This is a genomic window from Flavobacterium sp. CFBP9031 (assembly GCF_034044945.1).
Classification (GTDB): domain Bacteria; phylum Bacteroidota; class Bacteroidia; order Flavobacteriales; family Flavobacteriaceae; genus Flavobacterium.
The window spans coordinates 728,237-746,479 of the sequence record NZ_JAXCWF010000001.1; the positions used below are offsets into that span (position 1 = coordinate 728,237).

Annotated in this window: 17 protein-coding genes; 10 read left to right on the forward strand and 7 right to left on the reverse strand. The window is 33.5% G+C overall.

All coding sequences use genetic code 11. The annotated features are described in order from the left end of the window. Window positions 1–63: 63 nt before the first annotated feature. Together SOM12_RS03125 and SOM12_RS03130 are read left to right on the forward strand one after the other, a co-directional pair. Entirely contained in the window at window positions 64–534 is a 471-nt protein-coding gene (locus tag SOM12_RS03125; protein ID WP_320492351.1) for an FKBP-type peptidyl-prolyl cis-trans isomerase, read from the forward strand. A 21-nt stretch (window positions 535–555) separates the two neighbouring features. Beyond that, window positions 556–1,335 carry a class I SAM-dependent methyltransferase gene (locus tag SOM12_RS03130; RefSeq protein WP_320492352.1) on the forward strand — a complete coding sequence of 260 codons (780 nt, stop codon included), beginning with the start codon at window positions 556–558 and terminating at the stop codon, window positions 1,333–1,335. 57 nt (window positions 1,336–1,392) lie between these two features. On the opposite strand, the gene SOM12_RS03135 is transcribed toward SOM12_RS03130, so the two are convergent. After that, entirely contained in the window at window positions 1,393–2,052 is a 660-nt protein-coding gene (locus SOM12_RS03135) for a DUF6565 domain-containing protein (protein WP_320492353.1), read from the reverse strand. Window positions 2,053–2,342: 290 nt separating this feature from the next. Here SOM12_RS03135 and SOM12_RS03140 point away from each other — a divergent pair, with 290 nt between their 5' ends. From SOM12_RS03140 to secA, 4 genes are all read left to right on the forward strand, one after another. After that, window positions 2,343–3,035, forward strand: a complete 693-nt coding sequence (locus tag SOM12_RS03140; RefSeq protein ID WP_095931073.1) for an ABC transporter ATP-binding protein — start codon at window positions 2,343–2,345, stop codon at window positions 3,033–3,035. Between the two features lie 152 nt (window positions 3,036–3,187). Continuing rightward, window positions 3,188–3,757, forward strand: coding sequence for a cob(I)yrinic acid a,c-diamide adenosyltransferase (locus SOM12_RS03145; protein ID WP_095931074.1), 570 nt, complete (start codon window positions 3,188–3,190; stop codon window positions 3,755–3,757). A gap of 262 nt (window positions 3,758–4,019) precedes the next feature. Beyond that, the gene (locus tag SOM12_RS03150; protein ID WP_007138072.1) at window positions 4,020–4,241 is read left to right on the forward strand and encodes a DUF2795 domain-containing protein; all 222 of its coding nucleotides are present in this window, start codon (window positions 4,020–4,022) and stop codon (window positions 4,239–4,241) included. A gap of 87 nt (window positions 4,242–4,328) precedes the next feature. Further along, window positions 4,329–7,673: a preprotein translocase subunit SecA gene (gene secA / locus SOM12_RS03155; RefSeq protein WP_095931075.1), complete on the forward strand. Its 3,345-nt coding sequence runs from the start codon at window positions 4,329–4,331 to the stop codon at window positions 7,671–7,673. 173 nt (window positions 7,674–7,846) lie between these two features. On the opposite strand, the gene SOM12_RS03160 is transcribed toward secA, so the two are convergent. The 4 genes from SOM12_RS03160 to cysC are packed head-to-tail and all read right to left on the reverse strand — an operon-like array spanning window position 7,847 to window position 10,764. Further along, entirely contained in the window at window positions 7,847–8,512 is a 666-nt protein-coding gene (locus SOM12_RS03160) for a TrmH family RNA methyltransferase (RefSeq protein WP_095931076.1), read from the reverse strand. Window positions 8,513–8,572: 60 nt separating this feature from the next. Continuing rightward, complete coding sequence (locus tag SOM12_RS03165; RefSeq protein ID WP_095931077.1) at window positions 8,573–9,541, reverse strand: sulfotransferase family protein; 969 nt, start codon at window positions 9,539–9,541, stop codon at window positions 8,573–8,575. Window positions 9,542–9,545: 4 nt separating this feature from the next. Continuing rightward, window positions 9,546–10,232 (reverse strand): aspartyl/asparaginyl beta-hydroxylase domain-containing protein, encoded by a 687-nt coding sequence (locus SOM12_RS03170; RefSeq protein ID WP_320492362.1) that lies wholly within the window; start codon window positions 10,230–10,232, stop codon window positions 9,546–9,548. Between the two features lie 4 nt (window positions 10,233–10,236). Then, window positions 10,237–10,764, reverse strand: a complete 528-nt coding sequence (gene cysC, locus SOM12_RS03175; protein WP_320492363.1) for an adenylyl-sulfate kinase — start codon at window positions 10,762–10,764, stop codon at window positions 10,237–10,239. A gap of 134 nt (window positions 10,765–10,898) precedes the next feature. On the opposite strand from cysC, the gene SOM12_RS03180 reads away from it, so the two are divergent. The 4 genes from SOM12_RS03180 (at window position 10,899) to SOM12_RS03195 (ending at window position 16,158) form a co-directional block, all read left to right on the forward strand. Then, window positions 10,899–11,600, forward strand: coding sequence for an NAD-dependent deacylase (locus SOM12_RS03180; RefSeq protein WP_320492364.1), 702 nt, complete (start codon window positions 10,899–10,901; stop codon window positions 11,598–11,600). Further along, entirely contained in the window at window positions 11,597–12,289 is a 693-nt protein-coding gene (locus tag SOM12_RS03185) for a sterol desaturase family protein (RefSeq protein ID WP_320492365.1), read from the forward strand. The genes SOM12_RS03180 and SOM12_RS03185 overlap by 4 nt, the downstream gene beginning before the upstream one ends. A 69-nt stretch (window positions 12,290–12,358) precedes the next feature. Next, entirely contained in the window at window positions 12,359–13,705 is a 1,347-nt protein-coding gene (purB, locus tag SOM12_RS03190; RefSeq protein ID WP_320492366.1) for an adenylosuccinate lyase, read from the forward strand. A gap of 215 nt (window positions 13,706–13,920) precedes the next feature. Beyond that, on the forward strand, window positions 13,921–16,158 hold the full coding sequence (locus tag SOM12_RS03195) for a cation:proton antiporter (RefSeq protein WP_320492367.1): 2,238 nt from the start codon (window positions 13,921–13,923) through the stop codon (window positions 16,156–16,158). Between the two features lie 182 nt (window positions 16,159–16,340). Here SOM12_RS03195 and SOM12_RS03200 read toward each other — a convergent pair whose 3' ends face one another. Beyond that, window positions 16,341–16,979: a peroxiredoxin gene (locus tag SOM12_RS03200; protein WP_248727929.1), complete on the reverse strand. Its 639-nt coding sequence runs from the start codon at window positions 16,977–16,979 to the stop codon at window positions 16,341–16,343. Window positions 16,980–17,092: 113 nt separating this feature from the next. Beyond that, window positions 17,093–18,004, reverse strand: coding sequence for an AEC family transporter (locus SOM12_RS03205; RefSeq protein WP_320492368.1), 912 nt, complete (start codon window positions 18,002–18,004; stop codon window positions 17,093–17,095). Between the last annotated feature and the right edge of the window lie 239 nt (window positions 18,005–18,243).

Here is an 18,243-nt window from a genome sequence, read left to right on the forward strand (position 1 = left end):
ACTGAAAACCGTGACTGAGACTAAAAACTAATTTTACTATATTAAATATTAAAAAATACCACAATGAAAAAACTATTAGCCGCAGTATTTGCTTTAACCCTTTTTATTTCTTGTAACAGCACAGAGAAAGACACGCCTGAACCAGCAAAAGATTTCACAGAACAAAACGAAAAGGACATTAAAGATTATTTAGCCAAAAATAATTTAACTGCAACCAGAACCGATTCAGGTCTTTATTATATCATTACAGAACCAGGTAATGGCGCTCAGCCAACTTCTACTTCTAATGTAACTGTCGCTTATAAAGGTTATTATACCAACGGAAAAGTTTTTGATCAAAGTAAAGACACAGGAATTTCATTTGGTTTAAATCAAGTAATTAAAGGATGGACAGAAGGCATTCCTTATTTTAAAGAAGGAGGATCTGGAGTTCTTTTAATACCATCTCGTTTGGGTTACGGAAGTTATGATTATATGACAATACCAGGAGGGTCTGTACTTATTTTCGACGTAAAATTGATTAAAGTAAATTAATCTTTCATTCTAAATTTCTAGATGCTTTTTCAAATAAAATCTTATCTGAGCTTTCTTTGGCATTCTAAGAACGAACATGCCGTTCACTCGCCGTTTGTTTTTAATTTACTGACAAAATGTTTTTATGATAAGAAAACAAAACCTGAATATGCAATTCTAAAAAAATATAGAAAATCGCTTTTAGAAAATAAAAACTTTATTGAAGTAACCGATTTTGGAGCGGGATCGAGAGTTTTCAAATCAAATAGAAGACAAATTTCTAAAATTGCACAAACAGCAGGAATTTCGCCAAAACGAGCAGAATTATTGTTTCGTGTTACCAATTATTTTAAGCCAGAGAATATTTTAGAAATAGGAACTTCTTTGGGTTTGGCAACTTCAGCCCTAGCTTTGGGAAACCCGAAAGCGAAAGTTGTTACTATTGAAGGCTGTCCAAATACGGCAAATGTTGCCCAAAATCAATTGGCTGAATTTGATTGTAATAATGTTGAAAATGTAATTTCTGAGTTTGAATCTTTTTTAATTTCTGAGAACATTCAAGCAACAAATTACAACCTCATATATTTTGACGGAAATCATTCTAAAAAAGCAACTTTAGCTTATTTTGACCTTTTACTACCAACAATCGACAATGATTCTGTATGGATTTTCGACGATATTCATTGGTCAGAAGATATGGAAGAAGCTTGGGAAATCATCAAAAATCATCCTCAAGTAAAAGTTACGATTGATACTTTTCAATGGGGATTTGTATTCTTTAGACGAGAACAACCGAAAGAGCATTTTATTATTCGAGCATAAAAAAAGACGATCATTTCTGATCGTCTTTTTCATTTTCTAATTCAAAATTTTAAAATCTTATTTTTTTGCGTCTTTGTTTTCTTCAGATTTAGCTCCCATTCTATTTACAGTATACATTGGTGCAAATTTTACTTTCAAACCAGCAATTTTACGATTATCTTCAGCTGTTAAACCTTCTTTTTCAACTGTATTTTTACGGCTGTCAAGAGCTTCATACATTAATTTGATTTCATCCCAGTCTTCTCTAGAATATTTATCTTTATTATTTTCTACAGTATGAACAAACTGCTGATAAACGCTATGAATGTTTTGGGCATTAACCCAATTAAAACTCATATCATCACCAATTTTTCCTGCACCAAACAACGCATCTCTTAACTGTTGTTTCGGACTAGGAGCTGGAGGGGCAAATTGGGCGGTCATTTCATTTTTAAATTCCTCGTACTTAATTTTACTTGCATTTATTTTTTCTGTTGCGGCAGCATTATCTTTAATATCAGCCAACGCAGCTTGCGCTTCGGTAGATCTTCTATCATATTCTGCTTCTACACTTTTCCAATTGTCTTTTAAGTCAGCAGCTGCCACATTTTTAACAGAGTCAACATAGATTACATAGTTCTCTACTGTTTTTTGAGCTCTTTCTTGTTTTTCATCTTTACACGATGTTAACCCTAATACTAATAAAGCAATTCCTGTAGCTATTTTGATATTTTTCATAATCTTGATTATTTAATTAATTGATTAATCAAATTTACCAAACGCTTTTCTTAATAAATTACATTATTATCATGTTTTTAAAATTAAAAACATCTTAAAACTATAAAAAACACAAAACAATGATAATATTGCAAAATATTTTAAAAAAGATATAACATTATTCTCTTTTAAAAATATATTATATAAAAACGTATTTACGAAAGAGCTTTTGTAACAAAAACCAATTCTGAACTACTTATCCTTTTTATTGAAAAGTGTTTTGTACTTTTAAATCCAAAATTGTAAAAAAAATGGCTGAACCATTAATTAAAATAACCGACATCAAACGAAATTTTACTTTAGGAAATGAAATCGTTTATGTTTTAAAAGGAATAGATCTAGAAATACAAAAAGGCGAATACGTTGCTTTAATGGGACCTTCCGGATCAGGAAAATCTACATTAATGAATTTATTAGGCTGTTTAGACACTCCAACTTCAGGTCGTTATATTTTAAATGGAAAAGATGTAAGCAAAATGAAAGATGATGAACTGGCAGAAATCAGAAATAAAGAAATTGGTTTCGTATTTCAGACTTTCAATCTTTTGCCAAGAACTACAGCTTTAGACAATGTTGCCTTACCCATGATTTATGCTGGTTACGGAAAATCTGAAAGAATTGCTCGTGCCACAGAAGTTTTAAAACAGGTTAATCTTGCCGACAGAATGGATCACCAGCCGAATCAGCTTTCTGGAGGACAGCGTCAGCGTGTTGCGGTTGCGAGAGCATTAGTCAACAGACCCTCTATTATTCTAGCCGATGAGCCAACTGGAAACTTAGACAGTAAAACCTCTGTAGAAATTATGAAGCTTTTTGGAGATATTCATGCACAAGGAAATACTGTAATACTAGTAACTCACGAAGAAGATATTGCCGCTTATGCACATAGAATTATTCGTTTGCGAGATGGTCTAATTGAAAGCGACACGAGAAAAACTGTTTAATCGTTTATTTGGTTAATCGTTTAATCGGAAAAAGAAAAACTTATAATTTCAGTTCAATCCAGATAAATTCTAGGGATAGAATCTAGAAAAATAAGCTCAAAGAGGAAAACTTAGCATCTCAGAATCTCAGAACCTTAGCATCTTTAAAAAAAATGAAAGTATATACCAAAACAGGCGATAAAGGCACAACGGCTCTTTTTGGAGGAACGCGTGTACCAAAAGACCATATTAGAATTGACAGTTATGGAACTGTTGACGAATTGAATTCTTATATCGGATTGATTCGAGATCAGGAAATGGATTCTCATTATAAAACTATTTTAATAGAGATTCAAGACCGTCTTTTTACCGTTGGTGCCATTTTGGCAACTCCACAAGAAAAAGAAGTTTTGAAAAACGGAAAACTTCGTTTAGAAAATCTCGGCATAATTGATTCGGATATCGAATTACTGGAAAACGAAATAGATAAAATGGACGAAAGCCTTCCGCCAATGACTCATTTTGTTTTACCCGGTGGCCATCCAACCGTGTCACATTGTCATATAGCGCGCTGTATTTGTCGTCGCGCAGAACGTTTAGCAGTGCACTTAAGCCATAATGAACACGTTCCTGAAATAGCAATCACGTACTTAAACCGACTTTCTGACTACCTTTTTGTCTTGGCACGAAAGTTGTCCTCAGACTTAAAAGCGGAGGAAGTGAAATGGATACCCAGAAAATGAATTTTCTGAAAATTCCAAATTTTTGAAATCCCAAATTCCAAGAGAAAAATTTAAATTCTTTTGAATTTATAAAAAACAAAAAAAGCCTTCCAACATTGGGATTTGGAATTTAAATATTGGTTTTTAAACTTCTTTTTTGAAGTTTGGAATTTAAAAATTGGAATTTAATAATCGACGTTCTTAAATTTTATTAAAATAAATCAAAATTTACTTGTCTTTTTCAGTAAAAAATTTATTTTTGCACAAACTAAACAGATAACAGATGTATTGGACATTAGAATTAGCATCTTATTTAAGTGATGCGCCATGGCCTGCTAACAAAGATGAACTTATAGACTACGCTATCAGAGCAGGTGCTCCATTAGAAGTAGTAGAAAACCTTCAATCAATCGAAGACGAAGGTGAGATATATGAATCAATGGAAGAAATTTGGCCTGATTATCCAACAGACGAAGATTATCTTTGGAATGAGGATGAATATTAAAAAATAAACCAAAGGAAAAAGTCTCTCATCATAGAGACTTTTTTTTTGGTTCAAATACATATATATAATAAAGAAATACAATAAATCATGAGTTTCATAAACAGTATTATTAAAGTCTTTGTCGGCGATAAGTCGCAGAAAGATGTCAAAGCTTTACAACCTTACTTAAACAAAATTAAAACATTCGAAGCTCCTTTAATGAGTCTATCAAACGACGAGTTAAGAGGAAGAACCGTTTATTTTAAAGACAGAATAAAAGAAGCTAGAGCTGATAAAGATGCTAAAATTGCTTCGCTTAAAGCAGAAGTAGAAAACATCGAAGACATCGATAAAAGAGAAGACATTTATGATGCAATAGATGCTCTTGAAAAAGAGGCTTACGAAATCTCTGAAAAAACTTTATTGGAAATTCTTCCAGAAGCGTTTTCTGTAGTAAAAGAAACGGCTCGTCGTTTTAAAGAGAACTCTCATATTGAAGTTACTGCAACTCCAAAAGACCGCGAATTCTCAGCAACAAAATCATACATTACTATTGATGGCGAAAAAGCGATCTGGGCAAACAAATGGAATGCTGCTGGAAAAGACATCACTTGGGACATGATTCACTATGATGTTCAGTTAATTGGTGGTATGGTATTACACGAAGGTAAAGTTGCTGAAATGCAAACGGGAGAAGGTAAAACTTTGGTTGCTACTCTTCCACTTTATTTAAATGCTTTGACTGGAAATGGAGTTCACTTAGTAACAGTGAATGACTACTTGGCAAAACGTGATAGTACTTGGAAAGCTCCTTTATTCGAATTCCACGGTTTATCTGTTGATTGTATCGATAATCACCAGCCAAGTACAGAGCAAAGAAAAAAAGCTTACGATGCTGATATTACTTACGGAACTAACAATGAGTTTGGTTTTGATTACTTAAGAGATAATATGGCGCACTCTCCAAGCGATTTAGTGCAGAGAAAACACAATTTTGCAATTGTCGACGAGGTTGACTCTGTATTAATTGATGATGCTAGAACACCTCTTATTATCTCTGGACCAGTTCCTCAAGGAGATCGTCACGAATTCAACGAATTGAAACCAAAAATCGAAAACTTAGTTGCACAACAACGTCAGTTAGCGAATGGTTTCTTGGCTGAAGCTAAAAAATTAATTAAAGAAGGTAATACTAAAGATGGAGGTTTCCAATTATTAAGAGCTTACAGAAGTTTACCTAAAAATAAAGCATTAATTAAATTTTTAAGTGAAGAAGGAATTAAACAATTGCTTCAAAAAACTGAAAATCAATACATGCAAGATAACAATCGCGAAATGCACAAAGTAGACGAAGCTTTGTATTTTGTGATTGAAGAGAAAAACAATCAAGTAGAATTAACAGACAATGGTATTAAATACCTTTCTGGAGATACTGATGCAGATTTCTTCGTTTTACCAGACATTGGAACAGAAATCGCTGCAATTGAAAAACAAAAATTAGATAAAGACGCTGAAGCTGAAGCCAAAGAAAGATTATTCCAAGATTTTGGAGTAAAAAGCGAGCGTATTCATACTCTTACTCAGCTTTTAAAAGCATATGCTTTATTTGAAAAAGATGTAGAGTACGTTATCATGGACAACAAAATTATGATTGTCGATGAGCAAACAGGTCGTATCATGGACGGGCGTCGTTATTCAGACGGTCTTCACCAAGCGATCGAAGCAAAAGAAAACGTAAAAATCGAAGCTGCAACTCAAACTTTTGCAACTGTTACATTACAGAATTACTTCAGAATGTACAACAAACTGGCTGGTATGACTGGTACAGCTGTTACAGAAGCAGGAGAGTTATGGCAGATTTATAAATTGGATGTTGTTGAAATTCCAACAAACCGTGGAATTGCAAGAATTGACAAGGAAGATTATATCTACAAAACAACACGTGAGAAATTCAACGCTGTAATCGAAGATGTTACTGAACTATCTCAAGCTGGAAGACCAGTATTAATAGGAACAACTTCTGTAGAGATTTCAGAATTATTAAGCCGTATGCTTAAAATGAGAGGAATCACACACAACGTATTGAACGCTAAAATGCACAAGCAAGAGGCACAAATCGTTGAAGAAGCGGGTAAAGCTGGAGTTGTAACTATTGCAACAAACATGGCTGGTCGTGGTACCGATATTAAATTATCTCCAGAAGTAAAAGCTGCAGGAGGTTTAGCAATTGTTGGTACAGAGCGTCATGATTCTCGTCGTGTAGACAGACAGTTACGTGGTCGTTCTGGTCGTCAAGGAGATCCAGGAAGTTCTCAATTCTATGTTTCTCTTGAAGACAACTTAATGCGTTTATTCGGTTCTGAAAGAGTTGCAAAAGTAATGGACAGAATGGGATTGAAAGAAGGTGAAGTTATTCAGCATTCTATGATGACTAAATCTATCGAACGTGCTCAGAAAAAAGTAGAAGAAAACAACTTTGGTGTTCGTAAACGTTTATTAGAATATGATGACGTAATGAACTCTCAACGTGAAGTAGTTTACAAACGTCGTCGTCACGCATTGTTCGGAGAGCGTTTGAAACTGGATATCGCGAATATGCTTTACGATACTTGCGAATTAATCGTAAGCAACAGTAAAGTAACAAATGATTTTAAAGGATATGAGTTTGATTTAATTCGTTATTTCGGAATCACTTCTCCAATCTCTGAAGCAGATTTCTTAAAATTATCTGATATTGAAGTTACTGGAAAAGTGTACAAAGAAGCTTTAGCTTTCTATACTGAAAAAACAGAAAGAAGCGCTAGAGAAGCTTTCCCAATTATCAAAGGAGTTTACGAAGAGCCAAACAATCATTTTGAAAGAATCGTAGTTCCATTTACAGACGGAATCAAAACTTTGAATGTGGTAACTGACTTGAAAAAAGCTTATGATAGCCAAGGTGCTCAATTAATTGCTGATTTCGAGAAAAACATCACACTTTCTATTGTGGATGAAGCTTGGAAAAAACACTTACGTAAAATGGACGAATTGAAACAATCTGTTCAATTGGCTGTTCACGAACAAAAAGATCCATTGCTTATTTACAAATTAGAAGCTTTCAACTTGTTTAGAGGAATGTTGGATAACGTTAACAAAGAAGTTATTTCATTCTTATTCAAAGGTGATTTACCAGCTCAAAACGCTCCTGAAATTCACGAAGCAAGAGAAGTCGCTCGTCCAAAAGAAAATTTACAATTAAGTAAAGACGAAATCCCAAATAGCGAAAGCATCAACCGTGAAGCTGGAGAAACTCAACAACGTCAAGTTACAGAAACTATCGTTAGAGATATGCCAAAAATCAACAGAAATGATACGGTTGTAGTTCAAGAAGTTGCTACTGGTAAAACAGAAACAATGAAGTACAAAAAAGCTGAAGCTTTAATAGCAGCTGGAACTTGGGTTTTAATTAACTAATAATATTTTAAGTATTCAGTCGCAGGCACAGTTTACAGTATAGGCTGATACTTATAAATTCCATAAAAAAAGACCGATAGTTGAAACTATCGGTCTTTTTTTATGGAAAATTATCTTTATTTCCAATTCACTCCCTCGTCCTAAAACTGAGACTGATCACTAAATACTGAACACTAATCCCTCGGGTTATCCTGATAATAACGTTCTTCAATTCGTTTTATATCTTTGATAGAGTTTTTCGCCCAAAGTAAGCGTTTTACTAAAATTTCTTCCTCTGTCAATTTCCAATTAATATCAGATCTGCGAAGTCTATTGGTTAAACTTTGAATGATAATGGCAGCCGACACAGAAATATTTAAACTTTCTGTAAAACCAACCATAGGTATTTTTAAGAAACCATCGGCGTTGTCCATAATTTCTTGTGACAATCCTTCTTTTTCTGTTCCAAAGAATAAAGCACTTGGTTTTGTAATATCGAAATCTTCCAACATGCAATCTTTCTCGTGCGGAGTAGTCGCAATAATTTGATATCCTTTACTTTTTAAATCGGAAAGGCATCCTGAAACCGAATCAAATCGATTGATGTCAACCCATTTTTGCGCACCCAAAGCAATTTCTTTGTCGATTCTTTTTCCAAAACGCTGTTCAATTACATTTAATTCCTGAATTCCAAAAACTTCACAGCTTCGCATTACTGCGCTTGTATTGTGCATTTGATAAACATCTTCTACTGCAACTGTAAAATGCTTTGTTCTATTTTCTAGTACTTTTAAAAAATTAGCTTTTCTGTTTTCTGTCAATATATTTTCTAAGAATGCGAGGTAATCTAAATCAATCATTTTATTTATGTTTGGCGCAAAAATAATAAATAAAAGAGAAAGAAGACTTCACCTTATTTTTCAGCCTGTCAAATCTGCAATAAAATTGACATTAAGTTTTTCGTGCAAAGCATGAAGCTGAGCCAAATTCACAGACAAAATATCGTCTTTATATGAATCTCCCGTAAAAACTGCTTGTTCATTTTTAGAATGTTTTTTAAGACGTTCCAGCATAGCGTTCAATTCACTTTCAGAAAAATCAACATTAATAAAAGCTATGAATCGCTCTATTACATTCTTCATTCCATCATTGTAATTAAGCATTATTATATTTTGGTCTCTTTCGTAAAAATCTAGAAAACTTTGAAAATACTTCTCTAAAACCAAAACTTGATATTGCTGAAAACTTACTTCTTCAACTTCTTTAGAAGTGATTCCGAAAACACTTGAAGGAATTAAATTTGGAATCATGTGCATGCCTGCCATTTTTTGATGCGATCTCAAAACTTCTCCTGGATTTCGGTACAATAATGCAAACGGAATTTCAGGAAAAACAGATCTTAAATAAGAAGCTTTAAAAATACTCCAAGCATCTAGTTTTATAATCAAATGTTTTTGTTCAGAAAATCTTTTTTGCCCTAAGAATCTCAAAACCGATTTCAGCAAAGTGGTTTTCATGGCGGAATCAAAAGCATTACTTCTTAAAATCTGATCGATGATAGGAGCTTCAGAAACCATTATATTTTCAGATGAAGTGGCAAGAGACTGACTCAACATGGTAGATCCGCATCTTGACACATGAAAAACCAATCCTTTTAATTCTACAAAATCGAGTTCTTTAGACCAGTCAATAATATTCTCTGCTGTACTTATTAATTTAAATGATTTTGAATTGTAGTCATGGCTTTGGCATTTTACAATGGTTTCTTCAAAAAAAGGTTCTGCAAATGGTATATCAGCAAAATAAGTCCATTCGAAATAAACCTCATTATCTTTTTCGATCAATTTAATCGGAATCCAATTTGAAATAAAATCTTTTACCTTTTCCATTTTATTATTTCATTTGAGATTGAAGTTCGGCAATAATCTTATCATTTGTCTCCGATGGATTTCTAGAAAGCTCCGCAATAACTTGTCTTTTCACTTCGTCTGAACATTCATATTTTGGCACATAATTCAGATCAAAACCCATTTTAGAAAATAATTCATCAGACCATTCATTTCTAATGCAATCTAACGTTAAATGAATTCTAGGTTCTGCGCTTTTGTTCAGCACGCTATGTGGCAACTGAAAATTGGCGTACCAGCACTCTCCCTTTTTCATTGGAACCTGCTGATGATTGACATAAAAATAAACTTCAGAATTGGTAATAATTGGAACATGAATTCTAAAAAATCCATCTTCGTATGAAGTGTCATTATCAACATGTTCTTTAATTTCGCTATTAGGCCCGAGTCTTAATAATCTTACGGCTTCTTTTTCGCATTCAAACCAATCCATTATTTCTTTAAAATAAAAACAACTGTCAAGCAAAGGCGTATTTTTATACTTTTTGTCTGGAAAAGAATAAATATCATTCTCTAAGCCCGATTGCGATCGCAAAGAAACACTTGTCCATTTTCCTTCATATCGATCGGTATTAAAATGTGGTGTCCACAAATTGGTTTCGCAAATCAATAAATCATTTTGCAGTTTTTCTATCGAGAAAGAAATCGGAAGCTGACAAGAAGAAGGATTCATAACCTTAAAAATTTAAATTGCTAAGTATAAAATGGTAGAGTTTATGGGTAGAATCAGAAACGGTTTCAGAATCTGTTTTTAATACTAAATCGGCTTTTTTCGGAATTTCAAAAACATCGCTTATTCCTGTAAAGCTTTTAATTTTATTTTGATCACTGTCTGGCAACAAAGCTCTTTTATACAATCCTTTTGGATCTCTTTCGATCAAATTAGAAATGGCGCAATCCAGAAATACCGTTTTTACAAATTCAAAAGACCTTAATTCATTTCTAAGATTTTCATATGGATTAATAACCGACATGAGAACAATTTTCTTTTCCTCAATTAGATTTCGCCCAACATTAAAAAGACGTCTTACATTTTCGCAACGATCCTCTTTAGAAAACCCCAAATCTTTACAGATCGTTTGTCGGTACACATCACCATCTACAATTTCGGCTTCATAATTATTTTGAAGCAAAAGATGTCTGACATTTTCTGCCAAAGTCGTTTTTCCCGAACCAGATAATCCTGTAAATTGAATTAAAATCATTTTAGCTTCACTTTTATAAAACGCGACATTAAAACTAAATAATTTAGGACGAGAGACAAAGAGTATAAATACCCTTTATTTACTAGACATTTGAACAAAGAAATCACTATTTTTATCTTTTAATTAAACTAAAAATGAAAAAGAAACTTGTTGTTTTAACAGGAGCAGGAATAAGTGCTGAGAGCGGAATTAAAACTTTTCGAGACAGTGATGGTTTATGGGAAGGTCATGATGTAATGGAAGTTGCCACTCCAGAAGGCTGGCATAAAAATCAAGAATTGGTTCTGGATTTTTACAACAAAAGACGTCAGCAGTTAAAAGAAGTCAATCCAAATCTTGGGCATATCATTTTGGCTGAATTGGAAAAAGATTTTGACGTACAAATTATCACTCAAAATGTTGACGATCTTCATGAACGTGCAGGAAGCACAAATGTTTTGCATTTGCATGGCGAATTATTAAAAGTACGTAGCACACAAAATAAAAATCTAATTTTAGACTGGACCGAAGATTTGCAAACTGGAGATTTAGATACAAACGGGCATCAATTGCGTCCGCATATTGTTTGGTTTGGTGAAGAAGTTCCTGCACTTGAAGAAGCTATTGACATTACAGAAACCGCAGATTATTTTGCCGTAATTGGAACTTCGCTTCAGGTTTATCCAGCTGCTGGATTAATTGCTTATACTCCAAGTACAACACCGGTTTTTTATATTGATCCGAAACCAATTTCGATTCCGAACCTTCGAAACAAAGTCGAAACCATTGCCAAATTTGCTTCTGAAGGAGTCGCCGATTTAAGAGAAAAATTACTGAACTTAGAAAAAACAACATGATTTTTGAAAGCTGGTTACAACAGTTATTTCAGTTTAATATATTCTGGCTCTTTGTTTTCTTTTTAATAGAAAATGCAGCGTTAGTAGGTTTATCTGTTTTAATTGGAAAAGTAATCGAATCTGAGAACACCGTTTTAAAGAATAAAGATCGAAAATGGGTATTTTCTACACTGCTTTGTAACACATTCATCACTTTAATAGGTTTTGAATTATATCGCTACGGAATACTGAAAGTAGATTTTTCTGGGTCCTTAAAACTTATCATTTTTGATACACTTTTATTGATTCTTTTAATGGATCTTTTTATGTTTATTTTTCATTTTCTGGTTCATCATTTAAAATGGCTTTACCCCATTCATAAACTGCATCATACACATGTTGAAACGAATGTTTATAGTTTATATGTGCTTCATCCGATAGAAACTCTAGGTTTCGGTTTTATATGGCTGTTTTTAATTACGATTTTTAATTTTAATTATCTGAGCATCATTATTTATTTGATTCTCAATCTTTCTTATGGAATATTTGGACATTTAAAAAAAGACATATTTCCATCTTTCTGGTACAACAATTACTTCACAAAATGGATATCGACTACTAAATTTCATAATGATCATCATAAAAATGAATCTCACAATTACGGTTTTTACTTTACAATCTGGGATAAAATTTTCAAAACCATAATTTAAGCATCAATATAGCTTTCAGAAGTTTTAACAATAGCTTATATTTGCACCTTTCGAAAAAACAACATCACAATGACTACTCTAAACGAATTGAATGCTATATCGCCAATTGACGGAAGATATAGAAATAAAACTCAAAATTTAGCACCTTTCTTCTCTGAAGAAGCTTTAATAAAATACCGCGTTCTGGTTGAAGTGGAATACTTCATTTCTTTATGCCAAATTCCATTACCTCAGTTACAAGGTATTGACTCTAGTTTATTTGAAAGCTTGAGAAATATCTACAAAAACTTCTCAACAGAAGATGCACTTTGGATTAAAGAAACAGAAAAAGTAACCAACCACGACGTAAAAGCAGTTGAATACTTTATTAAAGATGCTTTTGAGAAATTAGGTTTATCTCAGTACAAAGAGTTCATTCACTTCGGATTAACATCTCAAGATATTAACAACACTGCTATTCCGCTTTCTACAAAAGAAGCGTTTGAGCAAGTTTACATGCCAACCTTAATCGCAGTAATTGCAAAATTAAAAGAATTGAGTGTTGAATGGAAAGACATCCCGATGTTGGCACGTACACACGGACAACCAGCCTCTCCTACTCGTTTAGGAAAAGAGATTTTGGTTTTTGTAGAACGTTTAGAAGAGCAAATGCGATTGCTATTCAATATTCCGTTTGCTGCTAAATTTGGAGGAGCAACAGGAAACTTTAATGCACATCACGTAGCTTACCCGCAAATTGACTGGAAACAATTCGGAAATAAATTTGTTGAAACCGATCTTGGTTTAAAACATTCTTTCCCAACAACTCAAATCGAGCATTACGATCATTTTGCAGCTTTCTTCGATGCTTTAAAAAGAATCAATACGATCATCATCGATTTAGATCGTGATATTTGGACATATGTATCAATGGATTACTTTAAGCAAAAAATTAAAGCTGGAGAAATTGGTTCGTCTGCAATGCCTCATAAAGTAAATCCAATTGATTTTGAAAATTCTGAAGGAAACTTAGGAATTGCAAATGCAATTTTCGAACACTTGGCTGCAAAACTTCCAATTTCGAGATTACAGCGTGATTTAACTGACAGTACTGTTTTACGTAATGTTGGTGTTCCTTTCGGACATACTATTATTGCTTTTGAAGCAACTTTGAAAGGTTTAAACAAATTACTTTTAAACGAAAACAAATTTGCTGAAGATTTAGAGAGAAACTGGGCAGTTGTGGCTGAAGCTATTCAGACAATTTTACGTCGCGAAGCTTATCCAAATCCGTATGAAGCTTTAAAAGGTTTGACTAGAACGAATGAAGCAATTGACAAAAATGCAATTCATACCTTCATTGCAACTTTGGAAGTTTCAGATGCAGTTAGAGCAGAATTATTAGCGATAACACCTAGTAACTACACAGGAATTTAAGAAAAACACCAAATATTTTATCAAAAAAAGCTATCTTTATCGAGATAGCTTTTTTTATTTAACCCGGGGTAGTCCAGATTACTTCACTTAACTTTATTTTAGTTGGAGTTCAGTGAATTACATTAAAAAAGTCGTTTTGTTCAGAAAGCCAGAGTTTGAACAAAAAACTTTAAATAAAAAGCTGGATCAAGCTCACTGAAACTAAAATACCACCTATGATTGCACTAAGCGCCGCTGCTGAAACTACACACCACTTACAACCTTTAATTAGTGATTTAGGTTTAATCCTAATGACTGCCGCAATTGCCGTTCTATTATTTAGAAGATTGAAACAACCTTTGGTTTTAGGCTACCTGATTGCAGGTTTTTTGGCTGGAAACCATTTTGATTTTTTCCCATCCATAACCGACATGAAAAGTGTTGAAGTCTGGGCCGAAATCGGGGTTATATTTTTACTTTTCAGTTTAGGACTCGAATTCAGCTTTAAGAAACTAATGAAGGTTGGAGGGACTTCGTCTGTCACCGCCATAACCCAGATTCTATTTATGACCGTAATCGGTTATTGTGTTGGGCAATGGATGGGCTGGGGAAAAATGGATAGTATTTTCTTAGGAGCCACACTTTCTATTTCATCCACAACCATTATCATTAGAGCTTTTGACGAATTGGGAGTTAAAGGAAAAAAATTCGTCGGGATTGTTTTCGGAGCTTTAATTGTAGAAGATATCGTTGCCATCTTAATGCTTGTTTTATTATCAACTATTGCCGTAAGCGATCAGGTTTCTGGAACCGCATTATTGCAATCAGTTTTCAAACTTGTTTTCTTTTTAATCATCTGGTTCTTAGGAGGAATTTTTATTATTCCAACCATCTTCAAAAAAGCAAAACATTTGCTAACAGACGAAATGCTGCTCATTATCTCATTAGCCTTATGTTTAATGATGGTGATTTTTGCTTCAAATGTTGGTTTCTCTCCAGCATTAGGCGCTTTCATTATGGGATCTATTATTGCTGAAACTACAATGGCAGAAAAAATCGAACATTTAATTCAGCCGGTAAAAGATTTCTTTGGTGCTGTTTTCTTTGTATCAGTAGGAATGTTAATCAATCCGATTACCTTGGTAAATTATGCTCTTCCTGTGGCTATAATCACTTTATTGACCATCTTCGGAAAAGCATTCAGTTCTTCTATAGGAGCTTTAATTTCTGGCCAACCTTTAAAACAATCTGTTCAAACTGGGATGAGTTTGGCTCAAATTGGAGAGTTCTCTTTTATTATTGCTACTCTTGGAATGACTTTAAAAGTTACCAGCGATTTCTTATATCCTATTATCGTGGCAGTATCTGCAATTACTACATTTACTACTCCTTTCTTAATTAAATATTCAGAGCGGTTTGCTTTCTTTTTAGAAGCAAAAATGCCTAAAAGATGGGTTAAAAATATTAACCGTTATAGTGTGAATGCGCAAGCGATTAAATCTGTCAGTACTTGGCAGATTGTTCTTCGTTCTTCGATTACTCAAATTGTTCTTCATACGATCATTATTACTGCTATCATATTATTGTCATCTAAATTTGTAGCGCCTTTAGTAGCCGATACACGATTCGGAAATACCTTGGCCGCTTTACTAACTTTGGTTGTAATTGCACCGTTTTTATGGGCGCTTTCGCTTCGTCGTGTAAAAGTAGATGAAGTTGAAGCTCTTTGGGAAGAACGTAAATATCGAGGCGCACTGTTAATGCTTATTTTGATTAGAATGAGCCTTGGTTTATTCTTTGTCGGATTTTTATTGAATATTTTCTTCTCTCCTTTGGTTGCTTTCGTCGCCCTGATTATTGCAATTGGAGCTTATCAACTTTTTCCTAAAAAATTAAACGAGCAATACCACAGAATTGAAAGTCACTTTTTGAAGAATCTTAACGATCGTGAAAACAAAAAGATCGACAGAAGATATGCTAATTTAATGCCATGGGACGGACACATGTCTTTCTTCGAAATTAAAAAGGAATCTAATCTGGTCGGACAAACTTTACAAGAACTTAAAATTCGTGAGCAATTAGGAATTAATATCGCTTACATTAAGCGAGGAGAAGTCACAATTCCGATTCCTACTAAAACCGAACGCTTATTTCCAGGCGACGAAATTTGCGTAATCGGAACTGATGCTCAAATTACAGAATTTACAAAATTCTTAACTCAAAACGAAACAGAACCGCCTGCAAAAGTAGAAGAAACCGATATTGTTTTACGTCAGCTTGAAGTTTCTCAAGACGAATTTATTCAAAAAAGCATCGGACAATTCAGAGCCAAAACAGATGGGATGGTTGTAGGAATTGAACGAAACGGAAATCGTATCTTAAATCCTGAATCTAGTTTGATCTTGGAGAAAAATGACATTCTGTGGGTTGTAGGAGACAAGAAAAGAATGAATGCTTTGTTGGCAGCCAAGTAAGGTTCTGAGATGCTAAGCTACTAAGGTTCTAAGCCTTTATATATAAAGTGTTGAACTTTTCATAAATTGAAAGTCTCAACACTTTTTAATTTTCTTTGCTTTCATAAAAACAAAAATGCTAAAATTCTAAGAAAAAAAAACTTAGAACCTTAGCACCTTAGTATCTTAGGACCTCAAAAAAACTATTTATTCGGCTGCGGTGTCAAACGCAAATAAGGTTTGATTGGTGTGTGTCCTTTCGGGAATTTTGCTGGAATATCACTATCTGGAATTGCTGGTGCAATTACAACATCTTCTCCATCTTTCCAGTTTGCTGGTGTTGCAACGCTGTAATTCGCTGTCAATTGTAAGCTGTCAATTACACGGAGTAATTCATCAAAATTTCTTCCTGTAGAAGCTGGATATGTCAAAGTCAATTTGATTTTTTTATCTGGACCGATAACAAAAACAGAACGTACTGTGAATTTATCACTTGCATTGGGATGAAGCATATCATATAGATTTGCTACTTTTTTATCCTCATCGGCAATAATTGGGAAATTTACTTCTGTATTTTGAGTTTCGTTAATATCTTTAATCCATTCTTTATGCGAGTCTAAACCGTCTACACTCAAAGCAATAACCTTAGTATTTCTTTTTTGAAATTCTGGAACATAGTTCGCTACAGTTCCTAATTCAGTAGTACAAACAGGAGTAAAATCTGCTGGATGAGAAAATAAAACACCCCAAGAATCTCCTAACCATTCGTGAAAATTAATTGGTCCTTGTGTGGTTTCTGCCTGAAAATCTGGAGCTATATCGCCTAATCTTAATGTTGACATAATTTATATTTTTTTAGTTCATCTAAAATTAACTAAAAAATGCATTTAGAAAACATTCAAAAGGTAAAAAAAAGTTAAAATTCTACTTTATCGATATAATTAGTATTTTACTCCTAGATAAAACTTAGAATGAAGTACCAAAAAGCAAGCGTTACAAAAGAAATCGGGATTCCGAAACCAATCATCATACTGCTTAATTTTGGCTTTAATCCGTATGTTGAAGCTAAGATTGCACCGGTTATCATTGGTGCCATAGCAGTTTCCATTATAGTGATTTTTATGACTTCAGAATGCTGGTCAAAAATAAATACATACAGCACAAAAATCACAAAAGGAATTAAAAGCAGTTTAAAGAAAAGCCCCAATCGCAAAAATTTCCAATGCTGGCTTTTTCTATCAAAAGTTAACTGCAAACCAACCGAAAGCAAAGCTAAAGGCGTTACCAAACTTCCAATTTTTAATAATGCTGATTGAAAATTTTCATTTAAATCAACTCGAAAAATATTCATTATACAAGCGATAACAAACATTATGAAAGGAGGAAACAAAATAATCTTTTTAAAAATACCGAAAGCATCTGGGCTTCCTTTAGAATAAAAAGCGGCTGTAAAAACACCAAGTGTTGAAACCACAACAAAAGTTCCGGGCTGATCTACCAAAACTGCCGTTTCTAGGCCTTTCTTACCAAACAAGGCTTCAATAATTGGGTATCCGAGAAATGAACTGTTACTTAATCCTGCCGTCAAAATCAAACATCCAATCAGTTTATTCGACCAGCCATTTCTTCTTCCCAAAAAATGAAAAAAAATAAAAGCCAGAATATAAGTAATCCACCCCGCTCCTATCGGAAACAGTAATTCGCTACTCCATTTTATCTTCGGAATATGGTATAAAGTAACCGCTGGAAGACAGAAATAAATAACAATTTTATTGAGCGTTTTGTAAATATGAGTCGGGAATTGTTTTACTCGCTGTAAAATCAATCCGAGTGAAAGAAAGAGAAATATTAGAATGAAGTTGTTCATATAGTAAGATCAAGACAAAAATAAGTATTTCTAATTTAGTGATTAGTGAAAAGTAAATAGTAATTCGCTTTTTGACTGAATCGTAACTACTGATTTTCTTTTGTTAAACATATAACATTTCAATGAAAATCAATCGCTTCTTACTGAATATCAGTCATTTTTTACCAATCACTCATCATACATTTCAAAAAAAATAGCTAAATTAGTATTTTGTGTTACAAAAAGATGTAAATTTGTAA